Source organism: Pseudodesulfovibrio sp. lm2024 (genome assembly GCF_051175575.1).
Lineage (GTDB): Bacteria > Desulfobacterota > Desulfovibrionia > Desulfovibrionales > Desulfovibrionaceae > Pseudodesulfovibrio > Pseudodesulfovibrio caledoniensis.
The window spans coordinates 1,883,730-1,904,584 of record NZ_CP195092.1 but is presented as its reverse complement, the minus strand read 5'-3'; the positions used below and the strand labels follow the sequence as shown (position 1 = coordinate 1,904,584).

Annotated in this window: 17 protein-coding genes and 1 other RNA gene; 7 read left to right on the top strand and 11 right to left on the bottom strand. The window is 61.4% G+C overall.

Annotated features, from left to right (window positions below; genetic code table 11):
* Positions 1 to 41: 41 nt before the first annotated feature.
* Both ACR42D_RS08815 and ACR42D_RS08810 read left to right on the top strand, forming a co-directional pair.
* The gene (locus ACR42D_RS08815; protein ID WP_484568455.1) at positions 42 to 140 is read left to right on the top strand and encodes a DUF6538 domain-containing protein; all 99 of its coding nucleotides are present in this window, start codon (positions 42 to 44) and stop codon (positions 138 to 140) included.
* Positions 141 to 289: 149 nt separating this feature from the next.
* The gene (locus ACR42D_RS08810; protein WP_484566442.1) at positions 290 to 1,387 is read left to right on the top strand and encodes a hypothetical protein; all 1,098 of its coding nucleotides are present in this window, start codon (positions 290 to 292) and stop codon (positions 1,385 to 1,387) included.
* 279 nt (positions 1,388 to 1,666) lie between these two features.
* Here ACR42D_RS08810 and ACR42D_RS08805 read toward each other — a convergent pair whose 3' ends face one another.
* The 3 genes from ACR42D_RS08805 to ACR42D_RS08795 form a co-directional block, all read right to left on the bottom strand.
* On the bottom strand, positions 1,667 to 2,065 hold the full coding sequence (locus tag ACR42D_RS08805; protein WP_484566441.1) for a desulfoferrodoxin family protein: 399 nt from the start codon (positions 2,063 to 2,065) through the stop codon (positions 1,667 to 1,669).
* Positions 2,066 to 2,302: 237 nt separating this feature from the next.
* Positions 2,303 to 2,908 carry a LysE family translocator gene (locus tag ACR42D_RS08800; protein WP_484566440.1) on the bottom strand — a complete coding sequence of 202 codons (606 nt, stop codon included), beginning with the start codon at positions 2,906 to 2,908 and terminating at the stop codon, positions 2,303 to 2,305.
* A 6-nt stretch (positions 2,909 to 2,914) separates the two neighbouring features.
* Complete coding sequence (locus tag ACR42D_RS08795) at positions 2,915 to 3,748, bottom strand: AraC family ligand binding domain-containing protein (RefSeq protein ID WP_484566439.1); 834 nt, start codon at positions 3,746 to 3,748, stop codon at positions 2,915 to 2,917.
* 442 nt (positions 3,749 to 4,190) lie between these two features.
* Between ACR42D_RS08795 and ssrA the strand changes: the two genes are divergently transcribed.
* Positions 4,191 to 4,576, top strand: a transfer-messenger RNA (tmRNA) gene (gene ssrA, locus ACR42D_RS08790).
* Between the two features lie 65 nt (positions 4,577 to 4,641).
* On the opposite strand, the gene ACR42D_RS08785 is transcribed toward ssrA, so the two are convergent.
* From ACR42D_RS08785 to ACR42D_RS08770, 4 genes are read right to left on the bottom strand one after another with little or no spacing between them, the layout of a single operon-like run.
* Positions 4,642 to 5,394, bottom strand: a complete 753-nt coding sequence (locus ACR42D_RS08785) for a flagellar motor protein MotB (protein ID WP_484566438.1) — start codon at positions 5,392 to 5,394, stop codon at positions 4,642 to 4,644.
* A gap of 12 nt (positions 5,395 to 5,406) precedes the next feature.
* Positions 5,407 to 6,171 carry an OmpA/MotB family protein gene (locus ACR42D_RS08780; protein WP_484566437.1) on the bottom strand — a complete coding sequence of 255 codons (765 nt, stop codon included), beginning with the start codon at positions 6,169 to 6,171 and terminating at the stop codon, positions 5,407 to 5,409.
* A gap of 21 nt (positions 6,172 to 6,192) precedes the next feature.
* Positions 6,193 to 6,945: a motility protein A gene (locus ACR42D_RS08775; protein ID WP_484566436.1), complete on the bottom strand. Its 753-nt coding sequence runs from the start codon at positions 6,943 to 6,945 to the stop codon at positions 6,193 to 6,195.
* A 3-nt stretch (positions 6,946 to 6,948) separates the two neighbouring features.
* Positions 6,949 to 8,067, bottom strand: coding sequence for a DUF342 domain-containing protein (locus tag ACR42D_RS08770; RefSeq protein WP_484566435.1), 1,119 nt, complete (start codon positions 8,065 to 8,067; stop codon positions 6,949 to 6,951).
* 277 nt (positions 8,068 to 8,344) lie between these two features.
* On the opposite strand from ACR42D_RS08770, the gene ACR42D_RS08765 reads away from it, so the two are divergent.
* Entirely contained in the window at positions 8,345 to 8,734 is a 390-nt protein-coding gene (locus tag ACR42D_RS08765) for a flagellar protein FlaG (RefSeq protein ID WP_484566434.1), read from the top strand.
* A gap of 146 nt (positions 8,735 to 8,880) precedes the next feature.
* Positions 8,881 to 9,180 carry a hypothetical protein gene (locus tag ACR42D_RS08760; RefSeq protein WP_484566433.1) on the top strand — a complete coding sequence of 100 codons (300 nt, stop codon included), beginning with the start codon at positions 8,881 to 8,883 and terminating at the stop codon, positions 9,178 to 9,180.
* Positions 9,181 to 9,251: 71 nt separating this feature from the next.
* Here the strand turns inward: ACR42D_RS08760 and ACR42D_RS08755 are convergent, their stop codons facing one another.
* From ACR42D_RS08755 to ACR42D_RS08745, 3 genes are all read right to left on the bottom strand, one after another.
* The gene (locus tag ACR42D_RS08755; RefSeq protein WP_484566432.1) at positions 9,252 to 12,842 is read right to left on the bottom strand and encodes a PEP/pyruvate-binding domain-containing protein; all 3,591 of its coding nucleotides are present in this window, start codon (positions 12,840 to 12,842) and stop codon (positions 9,252 to 9,254) included.
* Positions 12,843 to 13,202: 360 nt separating this feature from the next.
* A complete protein-coding gene (locus tag ACR42D_RS08750; protein ID WP_484566431.1) occupies positions 13,203 to 16,904 on the bottom strand; it encodes a pyruvate carboxylase in 3,702 nt (1,233 codons plus the stop codon).
* Positions 16,905 to 16,976: 72 nt separating this feature from the next.
* Complete coding sequence (locus ACR42D_RS08745) at positions 16,977 to 17,852, bottom strand: biotin--[acetyl-CoA-carboxylase] ligase (RefSeq protein WP_484566430.1); 876 nt, start codon at positions 17,850 to 17,852, stop codon at positions 16,977 to 16,979.
* 50 nt (positions 17,853 to 17,902) lie between these two features.
* Between ACR42D_RS08745 and ACR42D_RS08740 the strand changes: the two genes are divergently transcribed.
* Positions 17,903 to 19,006 carry a tRNA nucleotidyltransferase/poly(A) polymerase-related protein gene (locus ACR42D_RS08740; protein WP_484566429.1) on the top strand — a complete coding sequence of 368 codons (1,104 nt, stop codon included), beginning with the start codon at positions 17,903 to 17,905 and terminating at the stop codon, positions 19,004 to 19,006.
* 110 nt (positions 19,007 to 19,116) lie between these two features.
* Positions 19,117 to 20,025: an exopolyphosphatase gene (locus ACR42D_RS08735; RefSeq protein ID WP_484566428.1), complete on the top strand. Its 909-nt coding sequence runs from the start codon at positions 19,117 to 19,119 to the stop codon at positions 20,023 to 20,025.
* 9 nt (positions 20,026 to 20,034) lie between these two features.
* Here ACR42D_RS08735 and ACR42D_RS08730 read toward each other — a convergent pair whose 3' ends face one another.
* Complete coding sequence (locus tag ACR42D_RS08730; protein WP_484566427.1) at positions 20,035 to 20,808, bottom strand: hypothetical protein; 774 nt, start codon at positions 20,806 to 20,808, stop codon at positions 20,035 to 20,037.
* Positions 20,809 to 20,855 lie beyond the last annotated feature (47 nt).

The following is a 20,855-nucleotide window of genomic DNA, read 5'->3' as shown; positions in this document are numbered from 1 at the left end:
TTTCAAGAATTTTGCCCTGAAACGGCCTCCCTCCCAACGTTCTGCGTAGAGGCTCTGTCTATCATTTCCGTTTGGTCGTGCCCGACGATCTGAAGGATATTTTCAACCGGCGCGAATTCCTCCCCCCACTCCGTACATAATACGATCGATGACCAGGCAAGGGACTTCCCGCTTAATGACCTGTAATAATTCCAATTCTGTGTGCGAGTTCATGCTATATTGAATCGCCGGACGACGGAACGGTCTTTGCACTCTCCGGACGGAAGGAATTATTTTCCGGGGAGTGCGTATGATCGAGTCAGTGCAAAGCGGTTATCAGGCACAGGCGGTTCGAAATTGCCCCAGGACATCGAATCCGGAAGCGGCCAGGCCCTCCGCGCAAGGCGACAAAGTCAGTTTGTCCAATGTCGGACGGCTGCTGTCCTCCTTCTTTTCCGGGTTCGGCATCGGCAAACCGGGAGGTGGGGCGATCACCGTGGCCGAGGCCGAGGCCGCGCTGGGACGTAAACGCGACAAGCTGGAGGGCGACGTCCGATCCATGCTCCTGAAAACAGGCGTATCGCTTTCGTCCGAGGTCAAGCTGACCACCGACGGCGCGGGCAAGGTGCGCGTCCTGGGCGACCATTCGCAAAAGGACGAGATCGAGGCCTTGTTCGAGAATAATGCAGAACTGACCAACGACTTTCGGGCCGTGTCCGGACTCTCGTCCCATGTGGATGCGGCCAGGGAACATGAAGGCTTTGCCGCGTTCTACCGGCAGGACCCCGAAGCCGCCATGGTCAAGTACGGCCACCTATTTGAAGGCCTCAAGGACCAGAATGACTTCGTAATGGCCATCGGTGAATCAACCGCCTCGGCGGAAGTTGAGACCGAAGCCGGAATCGAGCAGCGAGTTGATGCGCAAGCATTGCTGGAGCGGGACGTTTCCCAGTGGGAAGACGACGGCTCTGTCGTGGCCATGTCCCCCGAAGCGGCCTCTGCGTTCGAGGCTTCGGCTGGCGACGGTCCATCCCCGGGGGTGCCGTGGTCCTCGGTGCTTCCGGTGGAAGTGCCCGATCTCCAAATACCCGACAAGCTCGACTTCAATTCCCCGAACAAGCAGGTCCACGGCGGGATCAACTTCATGAAATTGACCCGCAAGGAATTGCGCGACTGGATCAGGACCGAAATCCATCTCGGATACATGACGGTGGATGAAAGCAAGCCTTTAGCGGCGTTGACCGTGAAGATTTCCGATGAAACGGGACAGCCCGTGAACATCGAGACGGACAAGGAACGGTGCGACTTCATAGCCATGGCTCGCGCAGGCCTTGAGGATGCGCTCTCCCGCGGCGACGGAGGCACCGCCGACCGCATGCGCGCCGCCCTGAAGATGATGAGAGCCTAACCTTTCGGTAAAAAAACGAAGACGCCTTATTCATTAGGTTGGGATGGGGTCAAAGCATGGCAGAGGCACTCCAACGGAAGTTGGAATCCTCTCCTTCCGATTAAAACAAAGCTCCACAACCGAGGGGCTTTCTTCGTTTCCAACGTGTGGGATGCCCCCGAACACACCCCGGCAGATCAGATGTCGATGGTTTCATCCACCGGGCCCGTCCTGGGACGGAGCCTGGGCCGCAAAAAAGCCCGCACGGACAACCGTGCGGGCTTTTTCGTTGATCCCTCGCTAGACCGTGAACTTGGTTACCCAGAAATCATGCAGGTTACAGAAGCTCGTGGCGTAGTATTCGCCCTTGGTCGGCAGGTCGTAGGTGGAAATGGGCTTGTCCTCGGGCGTGAAGACCTGCGCGCCGAGGACCTTGCCGTCGGCACTGACCAAAGTGTGGCGGACGATGTAATGGGCCGAACTCATGGGATGCTTGGTCTGCACGGTCACCTTGCCGTCCGCCATGGTCACCTGGGGCGCATGGAGACCGACCTTTTTCGCCCACTGGCCGGGATCGTCGGCCGTATAGACGATGTTCGAAGGAAACGGCCCGGTTTCGGCCGAAGCCTTGTGAACGCCAAGGGAAAGCCCGGCCGCCAGGGCCAGGGCCGATTTGAGGAAAACACGTCTGTTGCTCATGATGCCTCCATGTGGAAATGATTATTGTCGCCATCTTAGCAGCATCCAGCCGATATGCAATCAATTTTCAGGACAGAATTGGCTTGTCGCAGTTTTGCCGCAAACCCAAGCCGACCATCCCAGAGCAGGCGCCCCGTGAAAAAGTCCTTGAAATCTTCCTGATTCCAAGGACTCGAGCATACCCGCAAGAAGGTTCGGCGGTTATTGGGGCAAGATCACCCTCCCCCGGGGCCACCGTCAGCCGACAAGCGCGAGATAGACGTGCTCGTAGGCCATATCTCCAGCCACGAGAAAGAGCATGCCCCCCATGATGTAATTCATGTATTTAAAATACCTTGCGCTTTCAATTCGCCTGGAGATCAAGGCCCCGACGACAGCATAGAACATAGGCGCACCGACGCTCAGAATGCCGAGACCCAGGGCCCATACCGCCACGGCCGCTCCTTCGATCCCGGCGGCCGGGAACTGTATCGTGGTCACGGGCAGGACCACCATGAACGCCTTGGGATTGAGCAGCTGCATGAGCAGTCCGTCCTTGAAGTCCAGGGCGGCCACCGACTCCTCGGTACCGGACAGGTCCACCTTCGAAGACACGACCTTCCAGCCGAGGTAGAGGATGAAACAGGTGCCGAGCCCGGCGATGACCGGAAGCACCCCGCCGCTGACCACGGCGGACCCGGCGTAGCCCACCAAGGAAAAATAGATGACCAGGGCCGTACCCACGCCGAGGCAGAACGGGAGGTGCCGGGACGGCCTGCGCTGCATGCCGCAATTCAGGCTAAGGATATTGACCGGACCGGGGGTGTACATGACCCCGATACAAAACAGGAGGATGCCGAGCATGGGAACCTACTTGGTGAATTGGATCTGGTACTGGCGGGGCGTGAGGCCATAGGCGCGCTTGAAGTGCCGGTTCATGTGGCTGACGTCGAAGAAGCCGAACCGGGCGGCCACGTCCGTGGACGGCGTGCCCTTGGCGAGCTCCTCCCGCACCCTGTTGATCCTGTGGTTGATGACGTACTGGTGCGGCGTGAGCCCGAACTGGCTTCGGAACAAACGGATGAAGTGGAATTTGGACAGATGGGCGGCGCGGCTCAGGTCGTCGATGGAGACGTCGGCCTCGATGTTGTCGTGGATGTAGTCCCGGGCCCGGAGCAGGAGCGCATCCTTGCTGTCGGTCCAGCCGTCCGGCCGGTACACGCCCATCCGGCTCGTCAGCCGCCGGGCCAGGCCGTACAGGCAGGACTCGATCTCGAGCCCGCTGCGGTTCGGGGCCTCCACCAGCCGGGCCGCGCGTAGGATGAGCCCGCGCAGGACCGGGTCCGAGAAGTTGATCTCCCTGGCGCGATACTCTGTCCGGCCGCCATCGGCCGCGCTCCGGGCGAACCCGTTGAACATGACCGGATCGAGATACAGCATCGTGTACTTCAGGGCGGTCTTGTCTCCGGGATTGCCGTTGTGCGCGTCGTCAGGGTTGAACAGGATGATGTCGCCGGGCGAGCTGCTGAACCGCTCCCCCTTGCAGGAGAATTCCTGCACGCCGTCCAGGGTCACGCCCATGGCCACTTCCTCGTGGGCGTGCCTGCCGTAGGAGAAATCCGACATGACCGCATTGAGCACGGTCACGCCCAGGTCCCGCCCACTGTTGACGAATTGAAACGTATTGTCTTTGGCTGTCGACATCCCTTGCCCTCTGTTCCGCCCTTGATACCCCGCTCCCCACTCGGCTGGCTTGGATAAAATTGCGCAATCCCGTTCCCATGCGAAATAACCCAAGTGACAGGATACCCATGAAGTAGCCACTGCGCGGCAACCGTCAAGCATGGCTCGCCACTCCGGCCAACCCCGTGTTTCTCGGAGTCTAGAAACAGGGACACGAGAATAGACTTTCCAACCAGCTGGACTCATTATCGATCCGTTTTACGGCTGACAGCGAAGCACTTTCCGGGATATTATTATCTAGACTTAAACTAGATTTTCTCTAGATTTAATACATTTACCTGATAACATAGACTTTTTTATTAAAGTGCGCCGTTCGATTCCAGATACGGAAAAAACACCGGTTTTGGTTGCCAAACGGCCCCAAGAACTTATATAGGTCTTGTCCCGAACGGTTCTTTGACATGGGGGCGCACTGGTTTCGACGGGGATAGTTGAAGCCGAAGCCGCAGGTCGAGGTTGGTCGATGGCCTCGTAAAAATCGACCACAAAGATAATTGCCAACGACAATTACGACTACGCAATGGCTGCTTAATTGCAGAGTTGCACCTGACAACACAGCTTGTCACGATTCACCCGCCGACGCCTTATAAGCGGTCTGGATCGTCAAAATCATAGGGCTAGCATCACAAGCTGGTTTCTTGCCTGGGATGTGAAACTTTAACAGAAACTAGCCCGCCGGCCGTCTGGCCCGGAGCAATCCGACGGGCGAACCTTTATTCCGGACCTAAACCTGTAGACGCTTTCGCGGATCGTTCTCGGACGGGAGTTCGACTCTCCCCGCCTCCACCATTTTCTCGAGGAAAAAAGGCCCTGCCGACATCGGCGGGGCCTTTTTGGTTTTCACGAGCATGAGGCTACCACTTGGAGCGGCCGGGCGGGAGGTAGAAGAATTCCACGCGGCGGTTGGCCTGGCGGTTCTCCTCGGAGGTGCTCGGCAGAAGCGGCTTGGAACCGCCGTAGCCCACGGCCTTCATGCGGGTGGCCGGGATGTCCGAGTGGTCGAGGATGTAGCGCAGGCAGCGGGCCGCGCGGGCGGCGGACAGGGCCCAGTTGGAGCCGTACTGCCGGGACTCGGGTGCCTCGCCGTCGGTATGCCCCCGGATGACCAGGTTGAAGTCGGTCTTCTTCATGGATTCAATGACGATTTCCAATGCCTGCCTGGCCTCGGCGGTCAGTTCCACCGACCCCCTGTCGAAAAGCACCGGGCTGCTCATCCTGAGCATGACGCCCGCCTTGTCGGAGCTGACCTTGGCCATGTGGGTCAGGTCCTTGGCCCGGATGGCCTTTTTCAGGATCACGCCGAGTTCGACTATCTGCCGGTTTTCCTTGACGCTCTGCCGTTCCTTGAAGGTCGTGTCCGCATACGGCGTGGACAGGGCCGAGCTGTCCTCGTACTGGACGCCCAGGGCCTCCTGGATGGAGCCCATCAGCTTGCGGAAGTTGGTTATATCCTGGTTGGTGAAGGACAGGAGCAGGACGAAAAAGCACAGCAGCAAGGTGACCATGTCGGCAAAGGTCGCCATCCACGGCGGGATCCCCTCTTCGGGCTTGGGCGGGTCGGACTTGGGTCCTCCGCCCTGCTGTTCCATCGCTTCCTGTTCAGCCATTTTTTCTTGTCCCTACCAGGCGTCCCGCTGGGGCATGTGCATGTAGAATTCGACCCGCTGGTTCTTCAGCCGGTCCGCCTCGGTGTCGTTGGGCACCTCGGGCCGGGTGTCCGCATAGCCAACAGCCTTGGCCCGATTGATCTCGATGCCGCCCTTGTTGACGATGTAATCCAGGGCCACGGCGGCGCGCGCCGCAGAGAGCTCCCAGTTGGACGGAAACTTGGCCGTATGGATGGGCCGGTCGTCCGTGTGCCCCCGTACCACGAGATTCAGCTTGTAATCCTTCAGAACCTTGATGACCGCGTCCAGCATCTTCCCGGCCTCGGGCCGCAATTGGGCGGTATCGGGCTCAAACAGCGCGGCCGAGCTGGCGCGGAAGACCACGCCGTCGCGGTCGGCGCTCACCCCAGCCCCCTCCTTGAGCTTCACGTCCATCTCCTCGAGCATGGACTTGACGCGCATGACCACGGACAGGAGCAGCCGCTGGTCATGAGAGATGGACGAGGCCATCTTCTCGATCGCCTCTGAGCTGGTGTTGAACTGGGCCATTTCTTCGGAGACCGCGCGAACCTCCTTGACGCCGAAGGCTCCCTTGAGCGAGCCCAGCGCGTCGCGGAACTTCTCCTCGCTCTGCTGGGCAAAGGACAGCAGCAACACGAAAAAACATAACAAAAGCGTGACCATGTCGGCAAACGTGGCCATCCACGGCGGCAATCCCTCGTCGCCCGGCGGGTCTTCCGGCGGCTTCCTGCGTATGACTTCTTCGGCCTTGGCCATGGGTTCTCCGCGTACAGAAAATTAAGTCGTTTCGCGCAGGGCCGGGGACAGGAAGGCCTGCAGCTTTTCCTTGACCACCGACGGGTGGTCGCCGCGCTGCAGGGAGGAGACGCCCTCGATCATGATCTGCATGAACAGGACATCTTCGGCGGACCGCTCCTCCAGCTTGGTGGCCATGGGCAGGAACATGACGTTGGCCATGATGGCCCCGTAGAAGGTGGTCAGCAGTGCCACGGCCATGGCCGGGCCGATGGACGAGGGGTCGGACAGGTTGGAGAGCATGTTGACCAAGCCGATGAGGGTGCCGATCATGCCGAAGGCCGGAGCCATGGTGCCCATGCCCTTAAAAACGGCCTGCCCCTGCCGGTGGCGTTGCTTCATGAACTCCAGCTCGATCTCCATGACCGAACGGACCAGCGCCTCGCTGGAACCGTCCACCACCAGCATCACGCCCTTTTTCAGGAACGGGTCGTCGATGTTGACCTTTTCCAGCGCGACCAGGCTCTCCTTGCGGGCCTTGTCGGACAGGGAGGTTATCAGCTTGATGATTTCCCGCGGGTCGGTGGACTTGAACAGAAGGGTTTTCATGCCGACCTTGAAGGCGTTGATGACCACGCCCATGGGAAACATGACGAAGATGACGGCGAAGGTGCCGCCGATGACCACCACCACGGAGGGAATATCAATGAACCCCGCCGCGTTGCCACCCATGAAGATGGTCGTGATGACAAGGCCGAAGGCACCGGCCAAACCGATAAGAGTTGCTATATCCATATGTTATTTCTTGCTTTTTGCAGCTGAAGCGCCGATTTTCACTTCACCATTGTCATAATAGAAAAAGACATCTTCCAGAAAATCATCCACCTTGTAATACGCCGAACCGATGCATATTTCCACGCCCGGCTTGACCACGCCCGGTACAAGAACCCGGCAGTCGTCCAATCGTTCGGTGGCGTAGATGCCGTCCCACAGTTTGGCCTTCATGGTCTTGAGCAGGTCCAGCTCCTTACGGGCCGACTCGAGCCGGGGCTCGTATTCCGCCCTGAACTCCTCGCCCTTGTTCAAGGCCTTCTCGAAAGAGGCGATGTCCTCATGCAGCCCCTTGATCCGCACGTTGTACCGCTGGTCGACAAAAAGCAGCGACGGCTTGTATCCCAAAACGAGTGAGGTGTCGGTACCCATGCCGCCCCCCAGCTGTTCGCCCACGTAGACATAGCCGTAGGCGCAGATGTTTCCGCCGGTGAGGCGTCCGCCCACGGCCAGCCGCTTGCCCGCATAGACATCGCTGTGCATCAGCGCGCCCTTGACCATGATGTCGCCGCCCGACAGCAGGGTCGCGTACTCGCAAAAAGCGAGCTTCATATCCTTTCCGGTCTTGAGCAGCCCCTGCTTGCCGCCCTTGACCCCGCCCCGGCAGTCCAGGCTGCCCCGGGCCTTGATGGTCGCCCCTTCCACCTGGTCGTTGACCCGCACGTCCGTAGCCTCGATGGTGAAACCGCTGCGCACCGACCCCTCGACCACCACGTTGCCCACGAAGTCCACGTTGCCGGTGTGGTAGTCGATATCCGAGTGCACCGTAAGCGGATTGCGAACGAGAATCCTGCCTTCCTTGTAACAAACGTACCCGTCCACCGCCGCAAAAAGCTTGTCCGGTGCATCCCGCTTGATGCCGGTCCCCTTGCCCGCAGGAAAGGATTTCTCCTCGGAGACGAACCGTTGGTCCAGGTCTGCGCCCGCCTCTTCCACCGGTATCCATTCCGCGATGAGCTCACCGGCGGTCACGTTCACGACGAACTGGCGTTCATGATGGTTCACGCTACCGTCCGCCTGCTCTTCCGGTTTGAGTTTGGCCGGGTCCCAGTCGGGGTCGAAGTAATGTTTCAGGAAAAAAGGCATTGCCCCTCTGGAGGGTTTGATGGGAAGGCCGGCCGCCCGAGGACGTATTGATCAGCCATGAAGACTCAAACATGCCGACCTGTTACAAGCCTGATTCGATACTATGGGATCGTAGTGAATTATCGACTTTGCGTCAATGGTTATCGGCTGTTACGCATCCGCCGTAATACTGACCATCGAATATCGCCTACCCCTAAAGAAAACGTGGATTGCGCCGATATTGAACGTAAGAGGCATATTGGTTGGGATGATTCGTGCAACACCAGGGAGGGAGACCATGAATATCCCCGTGATGAACATCGACATGAAGCAAGAGCTGCGCTCGGAGAGCGTTGTTCCGGCCAAGGCCGTGCAGAAGCCGCCCGTATCGGACGGCTCGATCCGGCGCGATGACGTTGTCATGGCGCAGGACGAGGCGCAGTCGGACAGGCAATCCGGCACCCCCACCCGGGATGAACTGAACACCTTGATCGCCGAGGCAGAGGCACACCTCGAGTCCAAGAACATCAAGCTGAAGTTCAATGTCCTGGAAAACAACGACACGATTCAGGTGGAAATCGTCGACTCCGACGGGAAGACCATCCGCAAGATTCCGGATGACGACCTGCTCAAGTTAACCAAGTCCCTGAAGACTCTCGGACAGGGGTTCCTGGACAAGATGTCCTGAGCCGACCAGCACGCAGCCATGGACCGCGCCCCAGCCCTCCGGCCGGGGGCGTTTTTGGCGCTGGTGCCCCCTTTTCTCACGGGGTTGCCAACCCGGTCGGGCTCGGGCATAGTTGATGGGTACAATGCCCAACAACGGAGGCGCCCATGTCGGACATCAGCATATCCATGGACACGATCCAGAGCATGAGCATGGACAACCAGCTGCTCGGCCCGGAGTCCATCAGCGACTACAGCAACGAGATCGGCTCGGGCATCAACCCCACGGGGGGCATGGACAACCGCGAACAGACCGTGGCCGGGCTGGAGGTGGCCTCCCGGACCGAAGACTACCTCGGCACGGGAACGGACTTCTCCTCCACCGGCACGGACATCGACATTCAGCAGACCATGCACCAGTTGGCGTCCGAGACCGGCATCGGGACCATCGCCGACAAGATCGCCTGACCTTTGACCACACAAAGGAAAAGGCCCCGACCTGAGCGGTCGGGGCCTTTTTTATTGCCTTGGCGCAGTGGCTACCACTGCTTCTTGCGCTGCTTTTCCAGGGCCGCTTCCTGCTCCTCGAAGGTGGCGAAACCGGCGTGGTGCATGGCGTCCTCAACGGTGTTGTGCCAATCCCAGCTGGCGTAGATGACCGGCTTGTGGAAGGTGGCGCGGAACTGCTCCATCTCCTGGCGGTAGAACTCCTCCTTGGGGGTCTCCATATGGTCGCGGAGCTGTTCGCTGAAGCGGTCGAGCTCGCCCTCGTACCATTCCATGAAGTCCTCGGGGGACTTGTACTTCTTGAGGATGTGGCCGTAGCTGTTGGCCTCAAGCAGCTCCTGCAGCTTGACCATGTGCTGCTTCTTGAGCCAGGCGCCCAGTTCGCTGGTCTTGATGTTCTCGGACTCGATCTCAGCCATGTCCAGCTTGGTCTGGTGGTAGGTGTCGGGCACCACCGAGGCGGACACGATGCCCGCGATGGCCACCAGGCCGCGCAGGATCACGGAGTTGGACACGCCCTGGCCGCAGAAGCCGACCTTCTTGCCGACCTTCTGGCCCGCGAAGATGGCGGACAGGATGGCCCAGACCACGGCCGGGTCCTCCTCGTCGTAGATGTGCTGCAGGCTGGCGTTGTCGCGGTCCGTGGCCAGGACCATCTGGGTCATGTCGTTGGAACCGATGGAGAACCCGTCCACTTCCTTGAGGAATTCCTTGCACAGGATGGCGTTGCTCGGGATCTCGGCCATGAGGATGACCTTGAGATCGTCCTTGCCGGATTCCAAGTTGTGGACCTGCTTGAGGTAGCGCTTCATGGAGCGGGCCTCTTCCAGGGTGCGCACGAACGGGAACATGATGGACAGGTTCCGGCCGCCGTAAATGCCCCGGGCCAGCTTGAAGGCCTCTAGTTCCCAGTCGTGGATGTTCCGCGAGACGCCCCGGTAGCCGATCATGGGGTTGTCCTCGTGGGCCTCGAACAGGGAGCCGCCCAGCAGGTTGCGGTATTCGTTGGATTTGAAGTCGGTGGTCCGGTAGACGATGTTGGAGCCGTAGAAGGCCATGGCGAACAAGGCCAGCCCCTGGGACAGGGTCTGGATGTAGTTCTCCTTGCCGGTGGTGTAGCCGCGCGATTCGAGCAGGCGGCGGATACGATCGGGAAGGGTCGCCACTTCGTCCATCTCGGACTTGAGGCCCATCTTGAGGGCCACTTCCTCGCGCAGGCGGGTGATCTTGTCCAGATGGGCCACGAAATCGGGATCTTCCTGGAGACGGGCCACGTACTCGGACACGACCTTCTCATGCTGCTGGCGGATCTTCCACGCCTCGGTGCGGACCGACGGGGTCGGCTCGAGCATGTCGTGGTAGCCCAGGACCACGGCCACGTGGGCCTCGGGGTCGATGGAGGTCTTGAGCACGTCCAGGCGCTCGGTGGCGTGGGAGATGTGCTCGTCGAGCTTGTGGTCCATCTCACGCAGACGGCGGTGCATGGCCAGGACCTCGTCCGTGCTGCGTGCGCCCTCCTGCTCGGCCAGGGACTCCATCTTGCGGGTCAGGCCGGTGATCAGGCCGACGTACTCACGCAGCTTCAGCGGCATGGTGATCAGGCCGGAATCCAACTGCTCCTTCATGACCTTGGTCAGGTGGTGGTCCATCTCCTGGAGCTTGCCCTCCACCAGATCGTTAAGGACATCCTTGTCGTAGGCCTCGAGCGCCATGGGATGGACGCCGATGTTGCCGAGCATGAACTCGGCGCGCAGCAGGCCGACCTCGAAGTCGGGCACGTTGCGCAGGCGGGACAGGAACAGGGCCTGGCCCACATCGGCCAGGATCAAGCCGACCTTGGTCTTGGTGGCGGGCAGCCCGGCGACGTCGATCTCGCCACCGACCTCCACCAGGGGCAGCTCACCCCGGTAGACCTTGCCTCGGGAGCCGTCGACCGTGACCTGCTGGCCGTCCATGGAGCGCAGTGCCTCGAGGCGCTGGATACCGATGATGGCCGGGATGCCCAGCTCGCGCGAGGTGATGGCCGCGTGGCTGGTGTCGCCGCCCACGTCGGCCAGGATGGCCGAGGCGATGCGCATGCCCGGAACCATGTCCGGGTCGGTGCGCTCGGCGGCCAGGATGTCGCCCTTGTTGATCTTGTTCAGTTCCAGGGCGGAGCGCAGGTACTTGACCGTGCCCTGGCCCGCGCCTCGGGATGCGCCGTTGCCTTCGAGGATGACTTCGGCCGAGTCGATGGCCTTCTTGTCCACCTCGAGGCGGCGCATGAAAATGGTGTGCGGATGGAGTTCGAAGTCCTCGTTCCAGCGGGTCTCCGGGCGCGCCTGGACGAACCACAACCGGTCGGTCTTGTCGATGCAGAACTCGGTGTCCATGATCATGCCGCCGTAGGCCCGGGAGATGTTGCGCACGCCCTGGGCCACGGTCTCGGCCTGGGCAATGGACAGGGCCCAGCGGAAGACCTCGTTGTCGGCGACCTTGACCACGTGGGTGCCGCTGCCGTCCTCCTTGTAGACAATCTTCTTCTCCTTGCAGCCCATGTAACGGATGACCACCTCGCGGCCGCCGTCGCGCTGGAAGACGTAGAACTTGTCCGGAGTGACCATGCCGCCGACGACCGCCTCGCCCAGACCGTAGCTGGCGTCGATGGACACGAGGTCGTTGCGCTCGGTGCCCCGGCAGCCGGTGGCCGTGTCCGCGCTGAACGCCGTGCCCGAGATGACCGGGTTGATCATCCGCATGATGCAGACCGACAGGGAGGTGTGCTCAATGGCCCACTCCTTCTTGGCGGTCTCGGCTATGGAGTCGTCGCCGGTCTTCTCGGCCAGGGTGATGGCGTCGAGAATGGCCTCGCGGCGGTAGGTCATGGAACGCAGGTTGTAGGCCGAGGCGCAGTCCCAATGGTAGGCCTCGAGGCACTCTTCCTCGCCCACTATATTAAGGTAGGTATCTTGCAGACCGGCAAAGGCCTTCTTGCGGCTGTCCTCGCCCGCCGCGGAGGAACGCACGGCCACGGGCACGTCGTCCAGGCCGGCTTCCTTGCAGATGGACTGGTAGGCGGCCTTCACTTCCTTGCCGACACCTTCGGGCATCTCCACGGACAGGATGGCCGACTGGACCAGGACCGACCGCATGCGCAACTGGTCGATACCCTCCGGGGAGGTGGCGAAGCCCTCGACCACGTTGTTGATGAAGGTGCGCAGGCGGATGGGCGTGCCGGACTGCTTCTTGGATTCCTCGCGGATCTTCTTGCCCACCTCGCGGACGAAGTGCTGCAGGTAGTCGGAGTCCTCGTTGACCGCGTCGGAGTACCAGTCGATCTTGTTGTACTCCTTGTCCACCGTGGCCCGGACCACGGCGGCGTTCACCTTGGTCTCGTCCAGGAGGATATGAAATGCGTGGGAGGAAATGGCCCGGAACTCCGGAGCGCGGATGCCCGGCACCTGGCTGATGATGGCCGTGTTGTAGTTCTTGCCGCCGACCAGCAGTTCGGCGTCCTCGCCGATCTTCTTGATTTCGGCGCCGTTCAGGACGAGCTTCTGCTTGAGACTCTCCACCTTGGCATCGGGCTTCTTGGCTTTGGCCGCCGGTGCGTTATCCGTTGCGTCATTTTTGGCTTTGGCCATCTCTTCCTCCTGGTATAACCGTGCCGGGCGGCCATTTTTCATCTGGTCCCGCCCCTGTAATCACGGCGCTTTCTATTTTGAATCATCAAAAAAGAACAATCAAAATCCAAGGTTCGAGTTTTCGCTTACAGGGTTATTTACCGCTTCGTCAACGAAACAATTGGTCCAACCACTATGCCAATTATCTGTAACAAAAACTCCAAAAATCGTCTGGAATTGTTAGCCGATAGATTTAACCTAGCAAGAAAAATAAAGGCCGACGCGCTATTAGAACGCGTCGGCCAATGTATTCTCAGAGTCTTCCAGCCGGTGGTCAGCGGGACGCCAATTCAGACCAATTTGATCGGTCGTGTTATTTTTTTACAACTTCTGGCCGCAGTTGGGGCAGAAGTTGCAATCCTCCGTGGGCACGTCGACCTTGCAGGTGGGACAGGTGCCCGCCTCGGGGCCGAGCTCCATGAGCAGCTCCCCTTCCACCACCGGGATCATCTTCTTGTCCTCGGTGTAGTTGGCGGACTTGATGACCCGGCGAATCATGCCGGAGACCGGGGCAAGGACCGCCTTCTCCTGTTTCATGATGGAGATGTTGAACAGTTCCTCGCCCGCCTTGACGCGGTCGCCGGGGCGCACATGGGTGACCCACAGGTCGCCGTTGCTGGGCGAGCCCACGTGATAGATGTTGGCCGGATCGGCCATCTCGGTGGCGTCCTTGCCGCCGGCTTCGGCCTCGGCCACCTTGACCTGGTGGCTCATGATCTCGGAGTCGAGCACGTAGCGGACAACGGCCATGCCGTTTTCGTCCGGCTCGGAGATGTCGAGGATGCGCATGAGGTGCGGCTTCTTGCAGTTGCCCTGGAAGTCCAGGACCTCGCCCTTCTCCAGCCCCTCGAACCAGATGTCCACGGGCAGGTTGTTGATGTTGCCGAACTTGTCGCAGAACTCGATGGTCTTGATCGCGTCGCCCGGATGGTTGAGATACATGATGAACTCTTCCTCGGTGGGCTGGCGATGCAGACGGGACTGGAGCGCTTTCTTCTCGGCCACCAGATCCACGTCCTTGAGGGTGGTCAGCGGCGAGGCCTCGGTGCGTTCCTTGATGGCCGTCTCCCAGCCGGAGCCGAAGGCGGACTGGTAGACCCAGTCAGCCGGGAAGCCCAGGGGCAGCTTGCCAAACTTGCCCAGCAGCAGGTTGCGGAAGGCGTCGTTGGAGTCGCGGTACAGGTCCAGGCGCGCCTCGCGCTCGAGATTGGTCAGTTCGTCCTCGCGGCACAGGGTGACCACGTCGAGCATGTTCAGCAGGCGGCGCACTTCGCGCTCGCCGCCGCGCTTGTAAGCACCGGTCACGGCCAGGAAGGCGGTGTTCCAGGTGATCTGCGAGCCCGGGGTGACGTCGTGGTAACGGACCACCTTGCGGGTCCCTTCCAGGAACTTGAGCATGTACGGCAGCAGCTTGATGTAGCCCTGCTTGAGCGCCCCCTCCTGGGAGGAGGACGTCGCGCCGCCGGGCATGCCGTGGCGGACCACATCGTGGTCGATGCCCTGGAAATACGGGGCCGTGTAGCGGTCGTAGTACGGCATGATCTGCTTGAGCCGGAAGTTGGTGGCCCGGATCATGTCCTTGTCGAGATGGGTCTTCAGGCCGATCTCGTCCTCAATATAGGAAGCAGTGGACAGGACCTCGCCCTGGCCGTACCAGCGCACGCTCGCGCCGATGGCCACGTCCACGATGTGCGCGCCGGCCTCGGCGGCCGCGCCCATGGTCGGGACGAAGAGGCCGTCGGTGTAATGCCGGTGGCTGTGGATGACCAGTTCGGGATATTTTTCGGTAATGGACTTGATCAGTTCGCGCATGAACCTCGGGGGGCACACGCCGCCCATGTCCTTGAGGCCGAGGATGATCATCTTCTCGGCCTGCTTGGGGGTCACGCCAGCCGCCTCGGAGCACATGCGGATGATCTCATCGGTCACGGTCATGTAGCGCTCGACCGTGAAGCCCTTGGCCCAGGACAGGGAGATGGCGGGCTCGAAGATGTTCCTCTTCGAGTTCATGGCCACCTCGGCGAACGGCCGCATGTTATCGACATGGTTCAGGAAGTCGAAACAGCGGATGATTTCGTAGTGCTCGTTGATCATCTCGCCGGTCAGCCGCATGACGTTCTTGGGCTGCGGTTTGTAGCCCAGGATGTTGGTCGACCGGATGAGAATCTGCTTGAGGGTGTTGGGCGCGAACTTGTTCCACTCGGCCGCCTCGGTGAACGGATAGGTCATGTTGGCGAGCATGGCCACGTGGAAGTGCGCCCCGCCGCCGTTCTCCAGGGAGAAGAAGCCGCATTTGTCGAGGGAGGGACCGATGATGCGGTCCTCGGCCAGACGGAACCGGTTGCCGCTGTTGGACTGGGTGATGTCGCGGGTCGTGGTGTCCGTCATGTGAATGATCCCGGCCTCACGGTCCGTGCGCAGGGTGTCCAGGATGGCGTCGCGATCCATCTTGCGCGAAAAGCGCGGCTCGAACCAGGAGGAAACCTCGGGCGGCTCGGCCAGATGGAACCGGCCCACCCGCTTGTCCTCGCGGCCACGGTATTCGCCGAGCTGGACGTACTTGTTGTAACCCTGGGCCGAAATCTCGGCCACCAGCCGGGTCAGGCGCAGGGAATCCGGCTCGCGGTCGGAGTAGTCCATGAGTTCGGCGTAGTTCTGGCGCACGAAATTGGTGTCGTAGTCCGCGTCGATGAACATCTGATGGTCGATGATCTTGCGGTGGAAGGGAATGGTCGTCTTCACTCCGCCGATCATGTACTCGCGCAGGGCCCGGGTCATCAGGGCCACGACCTTTTTCCAGGAATTGCCGTAGGCGATCAGCAGGGAGGCCGCCGAGTCGTAGTTGGACGGGAAGCGGTAGCCGTCGCCCACGCAGGAGTCGATGCGGATGCCCTGCCCGCCGGGCGAGACGTACCGGGTGATGCGCCCGGAATTGGGTTCGAAATGCTTCTGCGGGTCCTCGCAGTTGATGCGGCACTGCATGGCCCACTGGAACGGCTTGGTGTTCTCCTCGTTCAGGCGCAGCTTGGCCCCGAAGGCGATGGCGATCTGCTCCTCGACCAGATCGATGCCGTAACGGCACTCGGTGATGCCGTGCTCCACCTGGAGCCGGGTATTGACCTCGATGAGGTACGGCACGCCGTCGGCGTCCACCAGGAATTCGACGGTGGCCAGGGAATAATAGCCCACGGCCGAGACCAGCCGTCTGGCGTAGTCCTTGAGCTGTTCGCGCAGCTCGGGGGTGAACTTGGGCCACGGGGACGGGGTGATCTCGATGAGCTTCTGGTGGTTGCGCTGGACCGTGCAGTCGCGCTCATCCAGACAGAAGACGTTGCCGTACTGGTCGGCGATGACCTGGATCTCTATGTGGCGCACCGAGGTCAGCAGCTTCTCCACGTACAGGCGCGGGTTGCCGAAGGAGGCCTGGGCCAGGGCCGAAGCCTTGGAGAAGGCGTTTTCCAGGTCCTCTTCCTGGTAGACCTCGTAGATGCCGCGGCCGCCTCCGCCGCCCTCGGCCTTGAGCATCACCGGGAAGCCGATCTCCTGGGCGATCTGACGCGCCTCGGGGATGGAAACGGCCCCTTCGGAGCCGGGAACGACCGGCACGCCCTGCTCGATGGCCAGCTTGCGCACGGCTACCTTGTTGCCCAGGATGCGCATGGGTTCCTGTTCGGGACCGATGAAGATGATCCCCTCCTTGGCGCAACGGGCCGGGAAAGAGTCATCTTCGGAACAGAATCCCCAGCCGGGATGGATGGCGACCACGTTGTTGGCTTTGGCCTCGTGGATGATTCTGTCCTGATCCAGATACGCCCGGGGGTCGGAGCCGAGCATCAACAGCTCGTTGGCTCCGGAGGATGCCGGAGAGGTTTTATCAACGTCGGTGGCGGTCATTATCGCCTTGGCGTTGAACATTTCGGTTATGGAACGGCAGATGCGCCTGGCCGGGATGCCCCGGTTGGCCACCAGTATCCGCTTCCCCTTGACCTCTTCAAGTACCTGTTCAAAGGACTTCGGCTGCATGAATCTCACTGGTCTCCTACGACAGAAATGACTGAAAAAACCCTTGTCGGCCCGTCCCGCCCCATGCGGGAACTAGAGAGGAAATATCGACCCCGAATACAGCACCGACTCCCCCCCGTCTCGACGAAGAACAAGTCCACCATCCAAGGAAAGGCCCGCCAAAAGAGCCTCATAGGAGCTATCGTCTCCTTCCTTGACCAAGATAGTTCGTCCGAACCAGGCGAGGTTGCTCTCGAACATAGAGATGAATCGAGGGGGTGGAATCTCGTCGAGCATTACTGCATACACGGTTTTCCCATGGTTTACAAGCTGATCGAGGAGGGCCACGGGGCCGGAAGAAAAGAACGGAAGCCTGATTTTCGCCGCGGGCACCGAACGATCTTCGCGCATTTGCGAGTCATCCGGACAGTCGGCGAGATTCAGCCCTACACCGACGATGGACGTACCATTTCGCTCTTCGATGAGCATTCCGCCAACCTTGCGGTCTTCCTGAAGAATATCGTTCGGCCACTTGACCTTGAGATCCGCGCCCAGGCCGCCCAGGACCTCGGAGAACACATGCCCGACGACCAGGGGCAGGAGATCGGACAACGCCTTGGCCCACGCCCCTTTCGCGGGTGCGGGCGGGAGCACGATGGAGGCGTGCAGGTTTCCGGCAAAAGACGCCCACGGCCGCCGAAGCTGCCCCCTGCCCTGCGTCTGCCGGGCGCAGATCACCGCGCCCCACGGGCCGAGCAGCCCGTCGGCGGCCAGCCGCGAGGCCAGCTCCATGGTGCTGGCGCATGTCCGGGCCACGACCACGGTGCCGTGCGCCAGCCCGCCGCCCCTGAGCCAGCCCGCCGGGACCGCGTCCCCTTCGGGGCGGGCCGGTTCCCAGGGACCGTATTGGCGCAGATCTTCCTGCCAGAGCCGATGGACCGGCGGCTCGTGGGCCGTCGCCCCGTCCATGAGAAAAATTCCTTGTGGAAGCATGGGTTACCTTGTGCTACAGGTGGGCAATGAAAATTTATCTGGCTGGCGGCGCGGTCCGCGACCTCCTGCTCGGCAGGCCCCTGCACGACAGGGATTACCTGGTCACGGGAGCCACCCGCGAGGAGTTCCGCCAGGCCTTTCCGAACGCCCGCGAGGTGGGCCGGACCTTTCCGGTCTTCCTGGTGGACAGCCTGGAGTTTTCCTTTCCCAGGGCCGGTTCCCTTGATGAAGAATTAAAATCCCGCGACCTGACTGTCAACGCGCAATTGCTCGACGATGACGGCGAGCTCGTCTGCCACCCGCAAGGATTCGACGATCTGGCGGCGCGTATCCTGCGCCCGGCCTCGGACCATTCCCTGGCCGACGACCCCCTGCGCGTCCTGCGCGCGGCCCGATTTTCCGCCCAGCTGCCGGATTTCACGGCTCATGCCGAGTTGATCGAGGCCATGCGCGCGATCGGCGCCTCGGGACGCCTCGCGGACATCTCCGCCGACCGGGTGGTGCCTGAACTGCGCAAGGCCCTGGAGAGCCCGAAGCCCGGCAACTTCCTGCGGCTGCTGGCCGATGCGGACTGCCTGCTGCCGTGGTTTCCGGAGTTCGAGACCGGCCGGACCGTCCCGGCGGGCCCCCTTCCCTACCATAACAGCGACATGCTGACCCACACCTGCCGGATCATGGACGACCTGGCGGGCGACCCGGTGGCCGTCTGGATGGGGTTGACCCACGACCTGGGCAAGACCCTGACGCCCCGTGAACGGTGGCCCCGCCACTACGGCCACGACCTGTCGGGCGTGCCCCTGGCCGAGGCCGCCGCCCTGCGCCTGCGCATGCCCAACGAATACAAGAGCGCGGGCATGAAGGCCGCGCGCTGGCACATGACCGCCGCACGCTACGGCCACCTGCGCCCGGGCACTCGGGTTGACCTGCTCATGGACCTACACCTGTCCGGCACCCTCGCCCCCCTGTTCAAGCTCGTCCTGGCCGATCACGGCGAGGACCATTTCGAGCGCGCACGGGCGGAACTGGCGGCCATCCTGCCGGTCCGGCTCGCTCCGCAGGACATGAACCACGGGGCCGAGTCCGGCGAAAAGCTGCGCTTGCTCCGGGCCCAGGTCTTGCGCAACGGCTGACCGCCGGACAACGGTTTTGACAATTATTCCTCAACCGTCTAATAATGCGCCATCCTGCATAAGACAGGCGAAGCCAACCGGCAATCATCTGCGATACATGGAGAATCCGCATGAGACTCGTGACCCGATCCGACTTCGACGGCCTGGCCTGCGCCACCCTGCTCAAACACCTCGGCATCATCGACGACTACCTGTTCGCCCACCCCAAGGACCTACAGGACGGCCGGGTGGAGGTGGGCCCCGACGACGTTCTGGCCAACGTGCCCTATGTGAAGGGTTGCGGCCTGTGGTTCGACCACCACACCAGTGAAAAAGACAGGCTGGACGACATCGAGTTCGAAGGCGAAAGCAAGCCGCTGCCCAGCTGCGCGCGGGTGGTCTACGAATACTACGGCGCGGACAAGTTCCCGGCCGCCTGCCACGATTTCGTCAAGGCAGTGGACAAGGTGGATTCCGCGAACCTGACCGTCGAGGAGATCACCAACCCCACCGGCTGGATCCTGCTCGGCTTCATCATGGACCCCCGGACCGGACTCGGCCGCTACCGGAATTACCGCATCAGCAACTACCAGCTCATGCTCGACATGATCGAATACTGCCGGACCATGACGGCACAGGAGATTCTCGAGATCAACGACGTCAGGGAACGCGTGGACAAGTATTTCGGGGACAGCGATGATTTCGTCAAGATGCTGCGGGACAACGCCGTGGTCCACGGCGATGCGGTGGTCATGGACCTGCGCCGCCAGGAGACCATCTACTGCGGCAACCGGTTCATGGTCTACACCCTGTTCCCGGAGTGCTCCATCAGCGTGCGCGTCATCTGGGGATTCAAGAAGCAGAACGTGGTCCTGACCGTGGGCCACTCCATCGTCAACCGAACGAGCAAGGTGGATGTGGGCTCTCTGATGCTCGCCCTGGGCGGCGGCGGGCACCGGGCCGTGGGAACCTGCCAGGTCTCCGAGGCCGAAGTGCCCGAGACCCTGGAAAAGATCCTCGCCCGGATCAACGAGGCCTAGCGGCGGAAATCATCGCCCCCCGAACGCACGCACGGCCTTGACCGCCTCGTCCCGGCGCAGGCCATAGACGCGCTTGGCAAACCGCTTCATGGCGGGTCTGATCTCGTTCACCGGAGGCAGTTCCTCCACCTCGGGGAAGCGGTAGCCGTCAAAATCGATGGGCATGAAGCACATGTCCCTGTCGAGCCCTTCCCCCCTGCAGTAGCTGACGTCGCCGAGCAGGTCCTCGCGCTCCATCTGATCCGGGTTCATGTTCTTCACTTCCCGAAGCACGGACGACACGGACCGGTCGTTGTTGGCCTTGTGGATCTTCTCGTTGATGATGCCGGCGATCTCTTCCAGTCGCTTGTAGTGCATGGTCATCCGTTTGCGGCCGGGCCGCTTGGGGTCGTTGTAGCTGTGCCCGTGAAGGTAATCCCGGATGGCGTCGAAGAGCCCCTGGTAGGCCGCTTCCACGCAGGCCACGTACCGCCCTTTGGCGGTCAGGGCGAAAGGCAGGGATTCGCGGACCAGGATGGGAGCCCCTTCGGACGGAGGGATGCGGCCCGAATCGAGGCCGAGCTCATTGCAGAAGGCGTCGGCGGTGGTCTCGTCCAGGAGCAGCAGCCGCAGGGTCGCCGCCGCCCGGAACAATGTCTCGATGACCGGCATGAACTCCTTGACCATGAGCGCGAAGGCCTCGAGCGCATTGTCCAGTTCCTTCCTGTCGCCGAAGAAGCTCTCGGCCATGTCCGAGATCACATCCGCCTGCAGCTGGTCGGCAAAATCACTGATGTCTGACACGATTCCTCCGCTTTCAGGGCTTTTATCGCCCCTAAGATCCCATTTTC